16 protein-coding genes and 1 pseudogene are annotated in these 16,168 nt (G+C 58.9%); 9 read left to right on the top strand and 8 right to left on the bottom strand.

The features are described 5' to 3' along the window. Nucleotides 1-54: 54 nt before the first annotated feature. The 4 genes from NED97_RS12735 to NED97_RS12720 all read right to left on the bottom strand — a co-directional run bounded on the left by NED97_RS12735 (nucleotide 55) and on the right by NED97_RS12720 (nucleotide 5,256). On the bottom strand, nucleotides 55-948 hold the full coding sequence (locus NED97_RS12735) for a glycosyltransferase (protein WP_252487408.1): 894 nt from the start codon (nucleotides 946-948) through the stop codon (nucleotides 55-57). A gap of 706 nt (nucleotides 949-1,654) precedes the next feature. Then, nucleotides 1,655-2,767, bottom strand: coding sequence for a DUF354 domain-containing protein (locus NED97_RS12730; RefSeq protein ID WP_252487407.1), 1,113 nt, complete (start codon nucleotides 2,765-2,767; stop codon nucleotides 1,655-1,657). Between the two features lie 72 nt (nucleotides 2,768-2,839). Continuing rightward, nucleotides 2,840-3,937 carry a glycosyltransferase family 2 protein gene (locus NED97_RS12725; protein WP_252487406.1) on the bottom strand — a complete coding sequence of 366 codons (1,098 nt, stop codon included), beginning with the start codon at nucleotides 3,935-3,937 and terminating at the stop codon, nucleotides 2,840-2,842. After that, on the bottom strand, nucleotides 3,937-5,256 hold the full coding sequence (locus NED97_RS12720) for a nucleotide sugar dehydrogenase (protein ID WP_252487405.1): 1,320 nt from the start codon (nucleotides 5,254-5,256) through the stop codon (nucleotides 3,937-3,939). The genes NED97_RS12725 and NED97_RS12720 overlap by 1 nt, the downstream gene beginning before the upstream one ends. A gap of 528 nt (nucleotides 5,257-5,784) precedes the next feature. Between NED97_RS12720 and NED97_RS12715 the strand changes: the two genes are divergently transcribed. The 3 genes from NED97_RS12715 (at nucleotide 5,785) to NED97_RS12705 (ending at nucleotide 8,218) form a co-directional block, all read left to right on the top strand. Further along, nucleotides 5,785-7,398, top strand: coding sequence for a sodium/phosphate symporter (locus tag NED97_RS12715; protein ID WP_252487404.1), 1,614 nt, complete (start codon nucleotides 5,785-5,787; stop codon nucleotides 7,396-7,398). A 26-nt stretch (nucleotides 7,399-7,424) separates the two neighbouring features. Next, on the top strand, nucleotides 7,425-7,784 hold the full coding sequence (locus NED97_RS12710; protein ID WP_252487403.1) for a hypothetical protein: 360 nt from the start codon (nucleotides 7,425-7,427) through the stop codon (nucleotides 7,782-7,784). Nucleotides 7,785-7,936: 152 nt separating this feature from the next. Continuing rightward, entirely contained in the window at nucleotides 7,937-8,218 is a 282-nt protein-coding gene (locus NED97_RS12705) for a hypothetical protein (protein WP_252487402.1), read from the top strand. A 177-nt stretch (nucleotides 8,219-8,395) separates the two neighbouring features. On the opposite strand, the gene NED97_RS12700 is transcribed toward NED97_RS12705, so the two are convergent. Next, nucleotides 8,396-8,635, bottom strand: a complete 240-nt coding sequence (locus NED97_RS12700; protein WP_252487401.1) for a hypothetical protein — start codon at nucleotides 8,633-8,635, stop codon at nucleotides 8,396-8,398. 265 nt (nucleotides 8,636-8,900) lie between these two features. Between NED97_RS12700 and NED97_RS12695 the strand changes: the two genes are divergently transcribed. Then, nucleotides 8,901-9,500, top strand: a complete 600-nt coding sequence (locus NED97_RS12695; protein ID WP_345781203.1) for a DUF5789 family protein — start codon at nucleotides 8,901-8,903, stop codon at nucleotides 9,498-9,500. A 139-nt stretch (nucleotides 9,501-9,639) separates the two neighbouring features. Here NED97_RS12695 and NED97_RS12690 read toward each other — a convergent pair. From NED97_RS12690 to NED97_RS12680, 3 genes and pseudogenes are all read right to left on the bottom strand, one after another. After that, nucleotides 9,640-10,506, bottom strand: a pseudogene (locus NED97_RS12690) (RNA-guided endonuclease InsQ/TnpB family protein); the annotation flags it as partial. 104 nt (nucleotides 10,507-10,610) lie between these two features. Further along, on the bottom strand, nucleotides 10,611-11,771 hold the full coding sequence (locus NED97_RS12685) for an amidohydrolase family protein (protein ID WP_382206826.1): 1,161 nt from the start codon (nucleotides 11,769-11,771) through the stop codon (nucleotides 10,611-10,613). 281 nt (nucleotides 11,772-12,052) lie between these two features. Then, complete coding sequence (locus NED97_RS12680) at nucleotides 12,053-12,247, bottom strand: hypothetical protein (RefSeq protein WP_252487398.1); 195 nt, start codon at nucleotides 12,245-12,247, stop codon at nucleotides 12,053-12,055. A gap of 115 nt (nucleotides 12,248-12,362) precedes the next feature. On the opposite strand from NED97_RS12680, the gene NED97_RS12675 reads away from it, so the two are divergent. The 5 genes from NED97_RS12675 (at nucleotide 12,363) to NED97_RS12655 (ending at nucleotide 15,906) form a co-directional block, all read left to right on the top strand. Next, entirely contained in the window at nucleotides 12,363-12,527 is a 165-nt protein-coding gene (locus NED97_RS12675; protein ID WP_252487397.1) for a DUF7837 family putative zinc-binding protein, read from the top strand. Further along, nucleotides 12,524-12,682, top strand: a complete 159-nt coding sequence (locus NED97_RS12670) for a hypothetical protein (protein ID WP_252487396.1) — start codon at nucleotides 12,524-12,526, stop codon at nucleotides 12,680-12,682. The genes NED97_RS12675 and NED97_RS12670 overlap by 4 nt, the downstream gene beginning before the upstream one ends. Before the next feature lie 397 nt (nucleotides 12,683-13,079). After that, entirely contained in the window at nucleotides 13,080-13,865 is a 786-nt protein-coding gene (locus NED97_RS12665) for a hypothetical protein (protein ID WP_252487395.1), read from the top strand. A 225-nt stretch (nucleotides 13,866-14,090) separates the two neighbouring features. Next, entirely contained in the window at nucleotides 14,091-14,471 is a 381-nt protein-coding gene (locus tag NED97_RS12660; RefSeq protein WP_252487394.1) for a PH domain-containing protein, read from the top strand. Nucleotides 14,472-14,589: 118 nt separating this feature from the next. Continuing rightward, nucleotides 14,590-15,906: an outer membrane protein assembly factor BamB family protein gene (locus NED97_RS12655; protein ID WP_252487393.1), complete on the top strand. Its 1,317-nt coding sequence runs from the start codon at nucleotides 14,590-14,592 to the stop codon at nucleotides 15,904-15,906. The last annotated feature ends 262 nt before the right edge of the window (nucleotides 15,907-16,168 follow it).

The raw sequence follows: 16,168 nt of genomic DNA, 5'->3' as shown, positions 1-16,168 counted from the left end.
GTATAGTGGAACGATTCGCCGAGTCTATATGTCGTCTTTCACTTCTAAAAAAGTTCAATTCACGAGATATTCTATGATAGCTTTAGTAGATCCACATAGTTGTACACCAAATGCAAGTATGCCGACTGCAAACACTATTTTCGGCATTGATTGTTGATTATTCTTATTTGTATGGCCATCATCATTTGTAGCAGTAATTGTTTGGAAAACTTTACTAGGGAGGCTTCTCACACCAGAAGCGGCTGCAAGTAGCGGATGACTTCCATTTCGCGCCCATGCTTTGGGTTTCCCTTTTCCGACCCGGTATGCCTTACGCATTAGGCCTGGAAAGTCTTTTGGGGGATACGTACTGATCGCATCAGGGCAATAACCTAAAGTATAGCCTGCCTCTGTTGCATTACCCGTCCACTCTACATCCGCACTTGATCGGACGACAGGAAATTTTCCAAGGTGGTCCTCATCAAAGAGATCCTTTCTAACGATTAGGTTCCCGGTTGTAGCTACACCCCGCTCACGGACGTTACGCTCAACTTGAACGTGAGCTATTGAGTCGTACAGTTCTGCTGGACTTGGATCCTCTCCCAGCTCAAATTGAATATCACCTGCTATAAGATCTGCGTTATTTTCTTCCATACAATTGATTGCTGACTCTATCCAGCTACTGATGGGTACACATGTCGCATCCAAAAGAGCGATAATATCACCATTTGCCATTTGGATTCCGCGGTTTCGGGCAGCGTATGGGCTCTGAATAGCTGTTATTTCCGATGATCTGACTGAAAATTCATTGATTATAGTGGCTGTATTATCAGTGGATCCGTTATCTATGACAATAGTCTCGTACTGAGAGTCAGGATAAGTCTGGTTTTCAAGCGCTGAAAGTGTCTTTTGTAGCCGGTCTCCATCATTATAGACAGGGATAACAACCGAAACGAACGAGTGTGTCATAAAGGTATTAATAGCGATAGAGGATATGTAATTTCCGGCTTCTATAATTGTAATCCAAATTATAAAAATACATATGTCTATAATCTTTAATAGAGTAGATAATAAACTCAGTCGTATCAATATTCTCCTCAAGCCTAGCATCTCGCGGATGACCTCGTCGATAAGGTCTTCCTCGTCATACGTCAAAAATTCAGTGAGAAGAACTACAAATGTCTGTCTTATCTACTCGCGAGTGGACGTATCACACTGGCAACCGCTATCAATACGCTTTTGAACGGCCGATTTGCACCGGTCTGTTGCGCACCACTTTCCGGTGAAACACATCTTCACAAGTTTGCTGGATACCATGCGTTCAATCTGTATGCGCTTGCATTCCTCTACGAGAGCGATCCGAATCATCCGTTCTGATCAACAGAGGCCGTCGAGACAATTATATTATGTATTTATATATGGAAATATACTAAAGGTCAAATGAAATAAATTTGGTGCACTTATAACCCATCGGAATTCGAAGTCCCGTTCCCGCTCGAGATGTTCTATGGGGAAGAAAGTCGTGACCGGCAAAAAAATTGGCTGAAGAGACAACTCGAACGCACATACGATCCCGAGACAAATCGCCTCAGTCGTAACAACCCGGATCCAACGACGCTGACGGCCCGTCTATACGAGGCAACACGGCTACCGGACTTGGAGGTCTCGTTAAACGTTACTGGACGTTTTCCCGAACCGTCTCCATAATAAATTCCGTGACGTCGACCTTATCTTCGAGCATAGCTGCGTGTCGTTGGTTCCATTGTTCAGTATCATCCGTCTCGAGAATCTCCAGCGCTTGTTCCAGACCCTGCTCGTGGCGGTTCTCGCCGGAGTAGTTGAAGACTAGTCCATATTCGTCCTCGAGCTCGTCGGTGTACCCTCGTCGGCTCGAGGAGACAAACACCGCTGGCGTCCCGAGTACCGCACTCTCTGTCGCCATCGTCGCACTCTCACCCACATAGAGATCCGAAAATGCCATCAGATCGTGAATCCGATCGGGCGAGATCGATGCTCGTCGGTCCTCGATCGTGTCCGGAAGCTCCGCTTCGGACGTAATGCAAACGGTCGTACCCGTGTCTTCGAGTGCATGAACAACGTCAGTGATGTCTTCGAACCCACTGTCACCGACGTCGTGCATCGCGTCCCACGAGACCAACCGGAGGACGACGAACTGTTCGTCACGCTCTAAGCCCGCTTCTTCTAGGATCGATGGATCCGGTTCGAATCGATCGGGATGGAGATACGCTAGTTCGTGATAGCCAGGGTACCGAACCTGTTTCTCGCCGATCTCGTCTTGGTAACACTCCGGTGTATAGATCCGATCCGCGAACGGAAACGCGAGCGTGTTCTGCAGCGTCGCGTGTTCGGTATCCGTGAACACGAGGCTCGTCGAATCCGTAAGCTTCGCTGCGTGCGTGATTGACGGCTCACCCATTGCCACGAGGACATCCGGATCGACTTCCCGTGCTTTCCGAATGATTCCATATTCATACTTGAGTTGAACCAGTGGAAGTTCCCACGATCGTTTTGGCTCGTCTGCTAGCAATTCGTAGTCGATTCCATACTGATCCAAAAGGTCGATATTGATTTCTTTCTCTCTGGCGAGTGTATGTACCTCGTGTCCCTGTTCAGACAACGTTCGTATGCTGTTTCGAAAGAGATGGACGTGAGCCGGATGTTGAATCGTGAAGATTATCGTAGAGGGATCGGAGACGCGGTTCTCCCCTAACCCGTTATGTTCCCCTCTCTGTGCTTCCTCGCCTTGCTTTAATTCTGTATTCGACATATCCGAGTTCTATTTCCTCTGATTATTTACTTCCGAAATTATATTTCTCGCGTTCAAGTGTCGGGATGCGAGTTACTCGTGGATCTGTACCTCGCTGTCTTTGTTGACCTGCATGTCGAACAGCATGGCGAACATCAAGAACATACTGCCCATCGTGAACAGCATCATACTCGCCGACGCTCGAACGAAGAGCTGGTTCCCGTAGACGATGTTCGTGTAGATCGCCCACAAGCCACCCAAGATGCCGACCGCGGTCGTTCCGGCGCCGAAGAAGTAAAACAGCGCGAGCGGGTGGAAATCCAGGACGAGATACTTCACCTTCAGCCGCCAGAGGAAGTTCTTCAGGAGCATCCCCGAGACCTTCCGGATGTACGTCGAGTAGTCGATGCTCGACTCCTCGTCGCCGTACACTGCGGGCATCGCGACGTCGGCGACGCGCATCCCCTTCGCATTGAGTTTCACGAGGATGTCGTTACAGTAGCCGTAGTACTCGTACATTGCCCCGATGCCGACGTTGTCCAGCGCGTAGTGCGAAATCGCCGTATAACCGTTCTGGGGATCCATCGTCTTCCAGTAGCCCGACGCAATCTTCGTCAGGAACGTCAGGATCGAGTTCCCGAAGAACCGAAACGGCGGCATCCCCTGACGGTACTCCTTGTACAACAACCGATTCGCCTTCGCGTAGTCGGCCTCGTCCTCGACGATCGGATCCAACAGGCGCGTCATCTGGGAGAGGTCCATCTGGCCGTCGCCGTCAACGGTCGCCGTGATGTCGACTTCGTCCTCGAGTGCCGCCAAATATCCTGTCTTGATCGCGCCGCCGGCACCCATATTTTCGCGGTGCTTGATGGGGAAAACCCGACCGACGGCATCGTGGACTTCGGCGCGCTGGGTAAGCAGTGACCCGCCGTCGGTCCGAATCTGTCGCTCGGTGTGTTGCATGGCCGTTCCCTCGTCAGCCTGGGTGTCGGTTCGAACGATCTGTTCGTCAGTCACGCCGCTGTCGTCCTGTGCGGCCTCGAGAATCTCGTCCCATGTCCCGTCGGTCGACTGGTCGTCGACGACGTACATCGCGTCGACGTACTCCGGCATCTCGCGGATGACATCGCCGATAAACCCTTTCTCGTTGTACGCCGGGATGACGACGCCGATCGTGTGATCCCGATACATTAGAGCCTCCGATACGTGAAGTCGTGTTCAGTTGCCGCTTCCTCGAAGGTGCCGTCGATATCCACACAAACGGGGTCGGCGGCCATTTCGTGGGCGAGATCACCGAACGGCAGCCCGTGGAACTCGCTGTGCGGGGTGCCGACGACGAGCCCGTCGAAGCCCGCCACGTCGAGTTCCTCCTGGACGTCGATCCCGAACTCGTCGCGCATCGCCGCGTCGTCAGCGTGTGGATCGAAGCCGACGACCTCAATGCCGTACTCCTGGAGGTCGTCGATAACGCCCCCAATGGCAGAGGTTCGAATATCGTCGACGTCGGGCTTGTACGCCAGCCCGAGGACGAGCACGCGGCTGTGTTTGAGGATCTTCTCGCTCTCGTTGAGCGCCTTGATCGTCTGCTCGGCAACGTGGGTCGGAACGTACTCGTTGACCTCGCGGGCCTTCCGGATCAGCTCGGGATCGAACCCCTTCTGCTCGCTCTCGTGAATCAGGTAGAACGGATCGACGGGAATGCAGTGGCCGCCGACGAGGCCGGGTCGGTAGTCGTGGAAGTTCCACTTGGTGCCCGCGGCCTCGAGTACCGCTTCCGTATCCAGCTCCAGGTGGTCGCAGGCGATGGCGAGTTCGTTGACGAGTGCGATGTTCAGATCGCGCTGGGTGTTCTCGACGCACTTCGCCGCCTCGGCGGTCTCGACCGTCGGCGCCTCGTGGAGGCCGGCGTCGACGACCGACTCGTAAAGGTCGACGATCTCCGTCAGGGTCTCGTCGGTCAGCGCACTCACGATCTTGACGACGTTCGCGAGGCCGTGCTCCTCGTCGCCGGGCACCATCCGCTCGGGCGAGTAGCCGACGCCGAACTCGACGCCCGCTTCGAGGCCTGACGCCTCCTCGAGCGCAGGAACAAAGACCTCGCGAGTCGCACCCGGATAGACGGTCGACTCGAGGACTACCGTGGTCCCCGGTTCCAACTGTTCGCCGATTGTCCGGCCGGCGCTCTCGACGAGGCCGAGATCGGGTTTTTCGAGGTCATCAACTGGCGTCGGCACGGCGACGACGACGTACTCCGCCTCCGCAATCACCGAACTCTCGGTCGTAAACTCGATCTCGCTGTCGGCGATCGCGTCGTCGCCGATGTCGCCGGTCGGATCCGTGCCAGCCTCGAGCGTCGCGACCTTCTCAGGATCGATGTCGACCCCGTGGACGTCGTGGCCCGCCGCATCGAACGCGTGGGCGAGCGGCAACCCGACATAGCCCAGGCCGACGACGCAGATCCGGGCCGCCTCGACGACGGTCTCTGGCGCCTCGTAACGCTGCTCACTCATCGCTGTCACCACCGCTCTTGGCGTGGTCTGGTCGGCTCGACATCCGACGCGTCCGGACGGACTCGTGCGTGCGATTCGTTTCCCCCTCAGCTCTCACGCCGAATCGTGATCGAATTCCCATTATTTATCAGTGTGAATATATTGATCCGCTGATCTTCAAGTCAAACAAACCTTCTCTTAGGTCCGGTAAATAGCTGACGGAACAAGTAAAAGTAACATTCCATGAACACTTTGTCTGGATTATATCAGCTATTGGATTACTTCCGAGGAGCATTTAATTTCCCAATATACAGTTCTATATATAACTTATTCGATGAGGCAAGAATTCTAGCTGGATCCGAGGGTCGTGAAGGCGAGAATGAGAGGTTACTCCGCGTGTCGGAGGGGAGTCACATGGCAGTCGCTAGGAAAAGGCAGACAGACATGCAGTGACGGGCGTCGCGTACCGCTCGTCGCCCCGACCGCACAGAAGTTTCACCGTGAAAGTCGGAATCATTAACTTGTCACCGATACCCAGTCACAACGGTAATGGACCGACGGCGACTCGGCAAGGCGGCAGTGATCGTCGTCGCAGTCGCGGTTGCCGTTCGGCTCGCACCGCTGGTGTGGACGCCGTATCCGTTCAATCCCGACGGGTTCAACTTTGCCGCCCAAGCGCGCAACGCGATCGCGGCCGGCAGCCTGCCACTCGAGGCGATTGGACCCCACGGCTATGTTCTCCCGACACTCCTGTCACTCGTCGCCGTTATCACCAACATCGGGCCGCTCTGGCTCGCCCAGCCGATCATCGCCCTCGTTGGCGCGCTCCCGCCCGTGATCGCCGTCGTGCTGGTCTGGCGCCTCGCCAGTTCTCGGAGCCACGAGTCCGCCGTCACGCTCGCGGCGCTGGCGGCCGGGCTGACGCTCGCCCTCGAGGGGCTCTACCTGCGCCGCACCGTGACGGTGAGCTACGAAGTGCTGGGAATCCTCTTCGTCGCCCTCGTCGTGATCGGCGCCCACCAGTTCTGTCGCACGCGACGACCGGCGTGGGGAATCGCCACGATCATACTGCTCGTCGCCCTCCCGATCACCCACCATCTGAGCACGTTCATGGCGGCACTGACGCTGACCGGCGTCGTCGTCCTGGCCGTCGCGCGCGATTGGCGGCGCGCACTCGGCCCCGGCCTCGTCGTGCTCGTGCCGTTCTGGCTCTACGTGCTTGGCTACTACGCGCTGACGCGGCCGCCGTTTTCCGATGAACTCGCGTCGAAGCCGGGGCTGTTCGCCGCCTGGGTGATCGTCATGGCTGTCGGCGCCGTGTGGCTGGCTCGAGCCCCCGCTCGCCCCCTCCGGCTCGCTATTGGCGGCACTATGGGGGGAGGCTTTGCAATTCTCGGCGCGAACGCCGTCTGGGAACTCTTTCCCGCCACCGCGGCGACACCGCCTCAACTCCTCATGTATATGGCACCGTTGACGGTGTTGGCCGCCCTAGCGATCTGGGGACTCCCACTGGGAACCGGCCTTGTGGGCGACCGAGCGGTCGTCCTGGCGTTGCTCGCCGCCCCGCTGGCGTGGACCGGCTTCGCGATCACTGCCGGTGTCGACCCCGTCTACGCACTCTTCGCTCGTCGAGGCCAGACGTTCGTCCACCTCGCGACCGTCGTCTGTGCCGGCCTGGCGATCCTCGCGCTCGCCCGCCGGGTGGATACGCCGACTCGGCGGAAGACCGTCACCGTCGGGCTCCCGCTGGTGCTCTGTCTGTGTGCGCTGGCCTCGCTCCCGCTGGCCTTTGCCGGCCTCGAGGCACTCGCCTACCAGGGAACGACCACGAGCGAGGAGTTCGCAAGCGCGACCTTTGCGACCCACAGCCTTGAGGAGTGGACCAGCGACGATCACATTACCCGGGTTGCGAGCAATTACCACCAGGCTGGAGCCTCCCCCCAACCCGCCTACGGCTGGCTCCACGGCGGCGGCGAGCTGCGGTGTCCGACCGTGATGCAAGCCTCCTGGCAAACCGTCGGCGCCCAGCGGTATCCGTCTTCGCCGCTCTCGATCGATCGCGCAGCCTATCAGGGGACGATCGCGACCGAGCACGCCGTCTACGCGACGGGCGGCACGGATCCGGTGACGATCGTCGTGCCCACGACCGACTTCGAGTGTTGAGCCGAAAGTCGCTGTACAGTCTCCGTGTGCCCTTCCTCGCGAATCTGGATCTCACACTCTGTGCTGGCCTGCATATTGAACAGCATCGCGAACAGGACGACCAGATTCTACAGGCGGAGCAGGCCGAGTGCCACGGGGTCGTTCGGAAATCTTCGATTTCCGTGATGACGAGACGCCTTTGGCGTCTCGAACCACTTGACCCCGAGGCGGTTCACGAAGCGCCTTGGAAGTCGAACCCGGTCTTATTCCAGTACAATCTCATCGTCTTCGAGAAGGTCGGGTACGACGAAGATGATCTCCGTACGCTCGAGGAACTGGTCAACGCCGGAACGGAGATCGTCGACGAGGGTACAGCCGATGAATTCAAGCATCTAAACAAGGCCTAGAGGATGGATGCAGCATGGCGACTCGCTTTATTTCACGTCACCAATCCTGATTTACCCGAAAGAGAACCTGCGTACTGATCGATCCACCGGTCAGAAGCGTGTCTCGGTACTAGTTGCAAACAACTAACCTCGTATCGCCCGTATGATCGGCTATGACGGAGGATACAGCCCCAGTTCAAGTCTGGTTGGTTGAACGGACGTTTGCTGAAGACAAGTCGAACCTCATTGTACTGGTGTATGCGACAACTGACGGTGAACGGTACACGATGAAGGAGCACGCCATTACGGGCCTCTCCGAAACGCGTCTTACAACCGCTGCGGTTGATGTTGACCCAGACGACCTTGACCCAGTCAACGATGAAACGTTGCAAAATCAGTACGCTACTGAAGCTACGCGGATGGCGAACGTACACGATTCAGACGATCCAGTTTAAGCGCTTCGTCACTAGTGAAGAGACTATCTACAGGACCTGTGCTGAGCATTCAGCCCTCTGGGTTGATCACCCCTCGGTTCGTGCCACAGTCGCACTATGTAGCTCGCATAACTGTGTTCAGCACGCCTACGTCCTCTCAGGAAGAGTGCAGCTGAATCGATTATCCGAGTCCCATTATCAGTCATCGAACCCGTCGTCGTATTGTTCGTAGGTGATCACCAACTTCCCCGGCGTCGGTTTTTCCGCCGCATCTCGAAGCATCTTGAACTCTTGAAGTAACGCGCTCGTGTCTTTCGAGCCGTCTCGGATGCTCTGTGACTCTTCTCGGATCGCGTCATATGCTTGCTCCAAGACGCGTCTAGCGGCGTACGAATTGGTTCTCGAATCTATCTCGAAGGAAGCCTCATATCGTTCCATACTTGTACTTCGTTCTATAGCGGGATAAGATCCTTCTCCGGGGGCCGACGGTTCGGTGCTTTCGGCAGTTATCAGTTTCGCGCGCTTCCACACATCGAATGACGAGTCGCGCGTGACTGTCGTGAGTACGAGTCATCTCGTCAGTCCGTCAGTCGAGAGATAGCAGCGCACTACTCTGCAAGAGATCTCGAAGTCGGCCTACTACGTCTAGAGGTACCCCCACGTCAACCACAGGACTATCGGGCTGCAGAGGCTATATTCAGAGATGGCAGACGACAAGCGCGGCCGAGAGAAGCAAGCACGCGACGCCGACAGACGCCAGCGAGAGCGCGACGTTGCCGCGGAACTGGAACGAGGGGACGAAACAGAGCCGCCGGTTGACTCGGGAGAGCTCGCCGATTTCGATTCGGAACTCGAATCGCTGGAATTCCCGGCAACGGGGTCGGAGGTCGTCGCGGTGATCGGCGACCGCAAAGTCGAAGCAGACGACGGGAGCTACACTGTCGAGGAATTCGTTCCGGAGACAGACGCGGAGACGTTCGACTCCCCGTTTGCCGTCCGAATGCGAGTACAGCGGCCGACAGTCGCTGCGGCTATGAAACGAGTCGTAGAAGCCACCGGAACCCTCCCAAACACGGATCTCCGTGAGTCACAGCGCAAAGGCTACGAGAAAACGTTTCGGGAACTCAAAGCAATCGACGCCGATGACGACGATGAGGGAATCCAAGCCATCAGCGACTGGATCGTTGAGCAAATCAGCGACAAAGAAAAACTCCCGGGTTCCCGGGCGGTACGCCGGCAAGCGGCGAAGTTCTGCCGGACGAACGGGTATGAGGTCCGGAACGACGAGTGGCTTGGCATCTAGACCGACGGCCAGCAAGCGGCCGTGAGAGTCGATAGGTGAACTACCCACCCTACCGCTCGCCTGGCGGCTCGCTCCTTGAGGGTGGGGCTTCCTGCTTCGAGGACGTTGTCAGACTCGAAGAGTCTGACAGCCCGCCAGACTACATCTGGCGAACGCGCTGTGCAGGAATCGAAGTGGTTCCCGTAGGGAGCGCAGTCTCCACAGGCGTTCGAAAATCGCGAAGCGATTTTCGCAGCCTCTTGGAGAGCAAAGCTCTCCAATGGTCGGCGAATCGGAGATTCGCCTCGACATCAGAATCGCAGAACGATTCTGAGGACGTTGATTCGGAGCGTCCCGCTCCTACTTGCTTGATCCCGCGAGAAAGAATGTTCCAGGCCGCGTTCCAATCCCTGTCCGCCGTGAACCCGCACGACGGACACGAGCGTTCGCGGACCCACAGCGGTTTGTCGGTCGAGACACCACAGGCCGCACACTCTTTGGTCGTTCCGGCTGGATCGACAGCCACGAAGTGCGTCCCTTCGCGTTCGCACTCTTATTCAAACATTCGCAGGAACGTTCCCCACGCCGCTCCGGCGCGGTTTCGAGAGTTGCCGTCGAGTTCGACCAGCCCCTTCGCATCGAGATCTTCGACAGCCACGAGGTCGTACTCTCGTGCGTAGTAGTTCGAGAGTTTATGCAAGAAGTCCCGGCGCTTCCGCTTCAGGTCGGCGTGACGTTTGGCGGCGACTCGCTGTTGCTTCTCGTAGTTGTTCGAGCCGTGCTCTTTGCGTGAGAGTTTCCGTTGCTCTCGCTCGAGGCGATCGCGTTCGTCCGAAAGGTCGACCGATTCGATTGCGTGGCCGTCAGTGTCGTGGGCGTACTTGAGGATACCCACGTCGATCCCGACGGCGTTCTTCGGCCGGTCGGGTTTCTCTGGCGGCTCTCGTTCGATTTCAACGCCGAACGTGGCGAACCACTCGCCCGTCGGCTCCTTCTTGAGCGTGACCTGTTTGAGTGCAGCGCCGTCGGACTTGCCGAACCCCTCGCCTGTTCTCTCCATGGTGTCGAACGATGTGGTATCGAACAGGACGATAGCGTCGCTCTGTGAATGTCTTTGCCCCAACCGTCGGTTCAGCGAAGCAGGTTCTCGATGTTTCGAGACCGGATATTCGCCCACGCATCGAGCTCGAGCTCGAACCGTTCGAACAGGGCGACGAGTGGCACCTGCTGGCCGGGAAAGAGGTAGTCACTCCCGAACACGAGCTGGTCGTGGTGCGACTCGAGCAACGCCTGCCCGTACTCGTGGTCGCGGGTCAGCGCGTTCCAGCCTCCCAGCGTGGAGAGGTCGCCGTAGATGTTGTCGTACCTCCCAAGCAGCTCCCAGATGCGGCCAGGTGCCTCGATCGACCCTTCCGGGATGGTGCCGAGATCTCGCGGCGCGACGTCTGCGGCCATGTGCGACCACCACCCGTGGGCGTGCGCGATGAAATCGACCTCGGGATACGAGGCGAGCACGCTCTCGAGTCGCGGGAGGCCGACCTCGTCCCGCATCGACTGCTGGTCGGTATGAAAGAGGATCGGTAACTCGTAGGACGCACAGAGCTCGTAGAGCGGCTCGAGGCGGGCGTCGTCGACGGCCAGCTCGATTTTGAGCTCGCCGAATCCGCGGGCGCCGCGGTCGATGTAGCGCTCGAGGAGTGCAGCGGCGTCCTCGCCGTCGACGTTTCGCGGATCGACCGCGCAGAAGGGAACGAGGCGGTCGGGATACGCCGCGACCTCCTCGAGCACCAACGAGGTCGGTGCCTGGACCGGATAGCTCTCGGGATACTCGAACGGGAGGACGACCGCACGATCGATGCCGGTGGCATCCATCCAGTCGACGAGTTCGTCGGTCGAAAGCGGGTCGCGACCCCGCGCTTCCGTCGGAACGATGTGCGTGTGCGCGTCGAACAGCGGGAGGTCGTCGATGGACTCCGGGTCAGCATCGTCATCCGGTTCCGTATCGTCGTCGGACTCCCTATCGTCGTCGTTGCTCGCCGTGCCACGCTCGGCGATCTCTGGGTCGGAGGACGTGTCATCGGCCGACTCCGGAATTCCAGATCCCGTTGGTGAGCCGTCGGACTCCGTCGAGGCACACCCAGCAGTGGTTGCGGAGAGACCGACGCCTGCGAGTGCGAGATATCGCCGCCGCGTCGTGGACACTGCTCTGTACGGGGCGTCGCCAGCGTCCGAGTCGGCTGGCTCGGCGTCACGGGCGGATGAATCGTCGGAGGAGGGAGACGACCGAGGCATGCCCTGTCGCTCGACGGCGCAGCGTATATTATTAACGCGTATAGTCGAGTCTTAATTTATTCGCATTCGGGCGATCAACACGCGTCGGAAACGGCAGGAAGACATCGCCGTTGTCGGCTATTGGTCGGGCGAGAGTCTCGGCCGTGTAAGCCCACGATAAACGACCTCCTCCTGACCGGGCCTCACGGCTTCGCCCCTCGAGGGCGGCGATGCCACCGTGGACAACACCGCCGGAAACTATGGCGCCCGCTGCGCTGCCCGACGTGGCCCCACTAACCGGGCTAGGCGCCGCGTATCCAGCGCTCGCCCCGGTCGGGCTCCGTTTCACTGCCGTGGTTGCACTCCGTTCGTGGCAGGGCGGCTCGTTCGACGACACGCTGTCCGCGACGCGGCCGCCGGGACGCCACCGTACTCCCGTCCGGCGGGTGACCGGCGCCGGTGTCGATCACCGCCCGGTCGTGCGGTTTCAGTTTCACTCTGGTTGGAAGACTTATTTATCTCAGCCAGTCCTGCGTGGTTGATAGCGGGTGACACCCGTTCACCGCTGACCGCACGACACCAGTGTCACCCACTCCTCGCCGTTCCCCTCACATGACACCGATTATGTCACGCCAGTCTCCCTCCCGACTCGGGACTTGCCCCGCCTGCGCTGCGACGATCACCGCTGTCGACGTGCTGGTCGAGTACGACGTCAACGGCCAGCCAGCAGTCTGGGCCGACTGTCCCGACTGCAGGGAGGTGGTGCATCCGGTATGACCGCCACGCTGCTCGCCCGCCTGAAGCGGGTGGTGGGTCGCGATACACACCGGGTGATCCGCGAGTGCCGCCGCTGTGGCACCACCGTCGACCACGAGACCGAGTGCTGTCCGGCCTGCGGCGCCGCCGAGGTCGCCCGGTACGAGATTCCCTGATGCGCCGGCAAAAGTCTGGAACTGCTCGGCCTGGTGACGAAAGTTAGCGAAAGCCTCGCCCTTCAGGGCGGGGTCTGAGCGACAGGCCCGGTAATTGAAACCACTGCACTCCGCCCGGCGCGTGATTCCCACGACGTTACCGAGTCCATCCCGTTTCAGAATCGGCCCAAGGGTTGCGATAGTCAATTAGTCCGGCGCGACCGACCGGCGGACGTCTCGAGCATAGCGAACTGGTTCACGCGATACCTCCATTTTTAGTCCGGATCACCTCCCGGCTAGACGCTTCCTTGTCCAGTTGGATGCTGGCTCTCGCCACCAGCATGCTGCCAATCATCACTTTGATCTCGGAATAGTAAGAAACAGTGAATATTTATCTGATGATTTCGTTGGTCGGGATGTGACGGACAGTGGACTCCTTCGGTGGCCGGTTGACGTCATCTTCCGGCCACGGGGTCTCGTTTCGACGCGGGCTGCCGAGAGAGTTCCGGGAGTCAGGTCGGCGATAATCGCAAGCATCCGGCTCTCGACCTTTTATTTCGCGAACCTCGTGCTCTATGCCCTGCCCCTGACGTTGGCCGGCATCGGGATCACCGAGACGGGTCCTGCGCCCGCCACCTTCACAACGATCGTCGCCCCCCTTCTTAGGGCGCCTGATGCTGCGTGGCAGGTGACGATGGCACTCGCTCAGAACAGCGCGTTCCTGTTTGTGGCGACCGCCCTGACGTTTGGGACCTTTCACCTGGGTGTGTTTCTGACCGGAAGCTCCGCGGGGGTCGTACGGTCGCTCCGGACAGTGAGTTACAGTACCGGAATCTACCTCGCAATCATCTTCACCGTTGTCTGGGTCATGGCCACCACACCGGCGATCCGGGTTGCTGATGACTTCCTGATCTATCTCCAGGCGGAATTCATCTACGCCGTGATCGATCTCACCGGTGCGGAACTCGGACTGCCGGGTGGCCGACCCGCCCCCGTCGACCTGAGCCAGCTCACGGCGATCGGCCAGGGGCTGCTCGTCCTCTTGCTGCTTGCCGCGGTCTACTATCTGTACGTGCTGTATCTGGGGGCGCGGGTCGCGCATCAGGCGACTCGGTTCGAGGCGGCGGTCGCCGTCGGATGCGTTATCCTCGCACCCGTGCTGTACGTACTCGGCCTCATTGTTGTTACTGTGATTCTCGGATAACCCATGACACCCAACTCTCACCAACAGACTGCAGCGACCGAAACGGAGACGCGTACGGAGGAATTGAACGATAGTCAGCCACCAGCAGCTGGGCGGTCGGCCGAGCACAACTCGGCGGCCGACCGGGAGACGGTCCGGTATCAAACGATGCCGACCGTACGGCCGGTACTCATCGTGCTCGGACTGGTCTTGGGGTCCGGATTCGTCACCGTTGGACTCCTATGGGTGGCACCGGAGCTCATCGGCGGAGAGGAACTCGCGACTATCGTCATGAGCGCGGTTGCGATCCTCGTGGCGATCAGCACCCTCCGCCTACTGATCAAAATCCTTGTGCTGGCGCGCACGCAGTATACGATACGCGACGATGCGTTTCACCGTGAGTACGATCTCCTCTACCGGACGCAGTCGCGTGAGATACCCGTCCGGAAACTTCGCGGCCACGAGTACTCTCAGGGCCGTATCCAAGCGCTGCTCGGCTTCGGGACGATTCGACTGCTCACTGCCGGGACGAATCGGAGCCTCGGGTTTATTGAGTTCGAACATCTCAACGATCCGGAACGTGTCCGGGCGGAGATACGAAGGGTCTCGACCGAGACACGCGAGTGATATTCGTTATGTCGTACTCCTGTACCCGTCCCGGAGACGGATCGTCGTTCGGCGAACGGCGATTCAAGTTAGAGATAGATACAGTACTATGAAGTGATACGAATGAGATCGACAAAGCATGCGACGACGAACGCTCTTAGGGAGTGGTGGTGTCTTGCTGACAGGAGGCTGTCTGAGACTTGAGGAGATCGCCACTCAGGACACCAATTCTGCAGCTACAGGGGAGGAGACAGACGAGCCCTCGGAGACAGCTGAATCTGATGGAAGCGAAGACACGGAGCCACCTGATGCAAATGACAGCGAGACTGAAGAAGACGGTGGCGATACAAATGACAGCGAGGCCGAGGAAGACGACAGTGAGCCCCCTGCAGTCATAGGGACCTGGCCGCAGTTCGGGAACGATGCGGCGAACACCGGGGTGATATCGGGAGCTGGAGTCACCGAGAAAGAGCTCCAGTGGACCCACAACTACGGAGTCGGGGGCGAAGCGGGCGGACCGATCCTCGCAGACGGGAAGGTGATCGTCAACGGCGTCACGGCACTCAAGCCCCAGACTGGCGACGTGCTCTGGGAATCACCGTTTACCGGGTTTCGCCCGACACCGGCGTACGCGGATGGCTTGGTTTTCGCGGGTAACGACTCCGCACTCGCGGCGCTCAACGCGGACACTGGCGAGATCGCGTGGCACCAGTCGTTCGAAACCTACGGGGTGACAGTTGCGGATGATCTTCTCTACGCCCGCGGACGGGATACAGTCGCCGCGTTCGATTTTTCTGGCATGGAACGGTGGCGAGCCCAGACCCCGGGTGAGTATCGAGCCCGTCACGAGCCCGCGGTCGGCGACGGACTTGTCTGTGTCACCGTGTTCCACACCGAGGGGACGCCCGGTGACGGCCAGCTCATCGCGTTCGATGCGGAGTCCGGCGCCCAGCAATGGGTTTACGAGATCGGTGCCACCGCAAAGTTCGCTCCGACGATCGCGAATGGCAAGGTGTTTTTCGGCGGCCGAAACAGCACCATTCACGCCGTTGACGCGGCTGACGGGAGCCTCGACTGGACACACGAAACCGATCGCTGGGTCGAAACCTCGCCCGCGGTTGCCGACGGTGTCGTCTATGCCGGCAACGGGAGTGGCCAGATTGTCGGCGCCGAAGTGGAAACAGGCGACCGCGTCTACGAGGCAACGAATTCAGGCATCCAACGGTACAAAGGCGGGATCGCCATCGCTGATACCGTTATTTACGGGGTCGGTGATCACGGGGCGCTCACGGCGAACGACCTCGAGTCCGGAGAGTTGTTGTGGTACCACGACATGACGCGGGTGAGCCCACAGCAGCAGTGGCCGGCTCCGGGAGACGGGTACGTGTTCTGTGCCGACGGAACGGGGACGGCGTACGCGTTCGGATCACAGCCCGGTGATGATGCTGGCCGCTGAAACTACCGAGGAACACAGCGTGTCAGGGAAGTCGCGTTTGACCGCTGTCCGTTGGGTGCCGACTAGGCACCAGATGACACGGCTATACTGGATACATACTCTCACAGGAGGACACGGCGAAAAGCGATGAGGGTGGATGGTCGATATCTTTCCGGTGTGAATCCGGGGGGAGGGTAGCTCCTGCAAAGCAGGAGTCCTGAGCAGTACACTCTCATATTCGGCGACCAGTGACGAATAGCCGGCCCACACGTGAGAGAAACTG

Source organism: Natronococcus sp. CG52 (assembly GCF_023913515.1).
In the GTDB taxonomy this organism is placed as follows: Archaea; Halobacteriota; Halobacteria; order Halobacteriales; family Natrialbaceae; genus Natronococcus; species Natronococcus zhouii.
Note: the sequence above shows the minus strand (reverse complement) of the source record. Positions and strands in the feature narration are given on the sequence as shown.

Excerpts from the sequence above, each read along its gene's own strand:
- NED97_RS12675 (WP_252487397.1), top strand. The coding sequence starts at position 12,363 with ATGACACCGATTATGTCACGCCAGTCTCCCTCCCGACTCGGGACTTGC.
- NED97_RS12715 (WP_252487404.1), top strand. The coding sequence starts at position 5,785 with ATGGACCGACGGCGACTCGGCAAGGCGGCAGTGATCGTCGTCGCAGTC.
- NED97_RS12670 (WP_252487396.1), top strand. The coding sequence starts at position 12,524 with ATGACCGCCACGCTGCTCGCCCGCCTGAAGCGGGTGGTGGGTCGCGAT.
- NED97_RS12695 (WP_345781203.1), top strand. The coding sequence starts at position 8,901 with ATGGCAGACGACAAGCGCGGCCGAGAGAAGCAAGCACGCGACGCCGAC.
- NED97_RS12720 (WP_252487405.1), bottom strand. The coding sequence starts at position 5,256 with ATGAGTGAGCAGCGTTACGAGGCGCCAGAGACCGTCGTCGAGGCGGCC.
- NED97_RS12735 (WP_252487408.1), bottom strand. The coding sequence starts at position 948 with ATGACACACTCGTTCGTTTCGGTTGTTATCCCTGTCTATAATGATGGA.
- NED97_RS12730 (WP_252487407.1), bottom strand. The coding sequence starts at position 2,767 with ATGTCGAATACAGAATTAAAGCAAGGCGAGGAAGCACAGAGAGGGGAA.
- NED97_RS12685 (WP_382206826.1), bottom strand. The coding sequence starts at position 11,771 with ATGCCTCGGTCGTCTCCCTCCTCCGACGATTCATCCGCCCGTGACGCC.
- NED97_RS12655 (WP_252487393.1), top strand. The coding sequence starts at position 14,590 with ATGCGACGACGAACGCTCTTAGGGAGTGGTGGTGTCTTGCTGACAGGA.
- NED97_RS12705 (WP_252487402.1), top strand. The coding sequence starts at position 7,937 with ATGACGGAGGATACAGCCCCAGTTCAAGTCTGGTTGGTTGAACGGACG.
- NED97_RS12725 (WP_252487406.1), bottom strand. The coding sequence starts at position 3,937 with ATGTATCGGGATCACACGATCGGCGTCGTCATCCCGGCGTACAACGAG.
- NED97_RS12700 (WP_252487401.1), bottom strand. The coding sequence starts at position 8,635 with ATGGAACGATATGAGGCTTCCTTCGAGATAGATTCGAGAACCAATTCG.